Genomic DNA, 2,789 nt, shown 5'->3' with positions numbered 1-2,789 from the left:
GGTCGATCAGCGCGTCGAGCCCGCTGCGCTTGTAGCGGATGACGTGGAGAACCGGGCCGAATACCTCGCGCTGAAGCTCGGCAATATCGGGTAGCTCGATGATCGTCGGGGCGACGAAGGTGCCGTGCGTGGTCGCCTCGCCGAGCGGGAGCGAATCGACCTTGTGGCCGCGGTCGCGCATCGCGGCGATGTGACGGGTGATGTTGCCTTGCGCCTCGGCGGTGATGACCGGGCCGATGTCGACTGCCAGCCGATCGGTACGGCCGATGCGCAGCTCCTGCAGCGCGCCGCGCAGCATGGTGAGGATCCGGTCGGCGACCTCCTCCTGCAGGCACAGGATGCGCAGCGCCGAGCAACGCTGGCCGGCGCTGTCGAAGGCGGAGGCGATGACGTCCGCCACCACCTGTTCGGCAAGCGCGGAGCTGTCGACGATCATGGCGTTCTGGCCGCCCGTCTCGGCGATGAGCGGGATCGGCGCGCCATCGGCAGAGACGCGGGTGGCGAGTTCGCGCTGGATGAGGCGGGCGACCTCGGTCGAGCCGGTGAACATCACTGCGGCCGTCTCGGGCGCGGCGACGAGGGCGGCGCCGATCGATCCGTCACCGGGGACGAGCTGAAGCGCGTCGGCGGGGACGCCGGCCGCGTGGAGGATCGCGACGCCCTGCGCGGCGATCAGCGGGGTTTCCTCGGCCGGCTTCGCCAGCACGGCGTTGCCTGCGACGAGCGCGGCGGCGACCTGCCCGGTGAAGATCGCCAGCGGGAAATTCCACGGGCTGATGCAGGTGACGGCGCCGAGCGGCTGGTGCGCGGGGCCGAAGCCGCGCCGCGCCTGATCGGCATAATAGCGCAGGAAGTCGATCGCCTCGCGCACCTCGCCGATGGCGTTGGGGACGGACTTGCCGGCCTCGCGCACGGTCAGGCCGATCAGCTCGGCCATGCGCGCCTGCATCGTGTCGGCGGCGCGATCGAGGATAGCGGCGCGGTCGGCCGGGGAGGTGGCGGCCCATGACTGGGCGGCGGCGGCTGCGGTGCGCGCGGCGGCCGATGCCTGCTCGGGGCTTGCCTCGACGACGGTGCCGACGGTGTCGCGGTGGTCGGCGGGGTTCAGCACGGGGCGGGGGGTGCCCTGACCATCATTGGGGGCGGCGTGCCAGTTGCTGTGGGCGCCGGCCTGCATCGTCGCGGCCAATGCGGCGAGCGTGCGTTCGTCGGTGAGGTCGAGGCCGTCCGAATTGCGGCGGCGGGGGTAGAGGTCGGCTGGGAGCGCGATCGCGGCGTGCTTCTGCCCCGGCGTGTCGGCGGCGCGGACGATCGCGACCGGATCGGCGACGAGATCGGCGATGGAGACTTCGGGATCGGCGATGCGGTTCACGAACGAGCTGTTGGCGCCGTTCTCCAACAGGCGGCGGACGAGATAGGCGAGCAATGTCTCGTGCGTGCCGACCGGGGCGTAGATGCGGCAGGGGCGGTTGAGCTTATCCGCGCCGACCACCTCGTCATACAGCGGCTCACCCATGCCGTGGAGGCACTGGAATTCGAAATCGCCGATGGTGAAGTCGGGGCCGGCCATGGCGTGGACGGTCGCCAGCGTCTGCGCATTGTGGGTGGCGAATTGCGGGAACACCGCGTCGCGGTTCGCGAGCAGGCGGCGGGCGCAGGCGAGGTACGAGACGTCGGTGTGGATCTTGCGCGTGTAGACGGGGAAGTCCGACTGGCCATCAACCTGCGCGCGCTTGATCTCGGCATCCCAATAGGCGCCCTTGACCAGACGGACCATGATGCGGCGGTCGGCGCGGCGGGCGAGATCGACGATCCAGTCGATGACAAAGGGGCAGCGCTTGCCATAGGCCTGGATGACGAAGCCGAGGCCGTTCCAATCGGCGAGCGCGGGATCGAGCGCGAGGCTTTCGAGAAGGTCGAGCGAGAGTTCGAGCCGGTCGGCCTCCTCCGCGTCGATGTTGAAGCCGATGTCATAGCCCCTGGCGATTAGGGCGAGCGCGCGGACGCGGGGCAGCAGCTCGGCCATGACGCGGTCGCCCTGGGCGCGGGCGTAACGGGGGTGGAGGGCGGAGAGCTTGATCGAGATTCCGGGGCCGGCGTAGATGCCGCGGCCGGCCGACGCCTTGCCGATGGCGTGAACCGCGGTTTCATAGTCGCGGTAATAGCGGTCGGCGTCGGCGGCGGTGGTCGCGGCCTCGCCCAGCATGTCGTAGCTGTAGCCGAAGCCGCGCGCTTCCAGCGGGCGGGCGCGCTTCAGCGCCCCCTCGATCGTCTCGCCGGTGACGAACTGCTCGCCCATCATGCGCATCGCCATGTCGACGCCGCGGCGGATGACAGGTTCGCCGGCGCGCGCGATCAGGCGGGTGAGCGCGGCGGCGAGACCGCGGTCGTTGACGCTGTTGGTGAGCTTGCCCGTCACCACCAGGCCCCAGGTGGCGGCGTTGACGAACAGCGAGCGGCCGTCGCCGATGTGGCTGCGCCAGTCGCCGCCGGCGATCTTGTCGCGGATCAGTGCGTCGCGGGTGTCGTCGTCGGGGATGCGCAGCAGCGCCTCGGCGAGGCACATCAAGGCCACGCCTTCCTGACTGGAAAGGGCATATTCCTGCACCAGACCCTCGACGCCGGTGCCCTTGTGCTTCGCACGCAGTGCCGTGATCAGCTTGGTCGCGGTCGCGAGCGCCCTGGCCTTTGTCTCCTCCGGCAGCGTCGCTTCGTCGAGGAGGGGGGCGAGCGCCTCCGGCTCGGGGCGGCGGGTGGCGGCGGTGATCGCGGCGCGCAGCGGCGTCGCG

General features: G+C 70.7%; 1 protein-coding gene. It reads right to left on the bottom strand.

Going from position 1 to position 2,789, the window contains the following annotated elements:
- A partial coding sequence (gene putA / locus XM50_RS00325) for a bifunctional proline dehydrogenase/L-glutamate gamma-semialdehyde dehydrogenase PutA (protein WP_046406396.1) occupies positions 1 to 2,789 on the bottom strand: 2,789 nt, incomplete at both ends.

It is taken from the genome of Sphingomonas sp. Ag1, assembly GCF_000980895.1.
Classification (GTDB): domain Bacteria; phylum Pseudomonadota; class Alphaproteobacteria; order Sphingomonadales; family Sphingomonadaceae; genus Sphingomonas; species Sphingomonas panaciterrae.
This window is presented reverse-complemented; position numbering and strand designations above follow the sequence as displayed.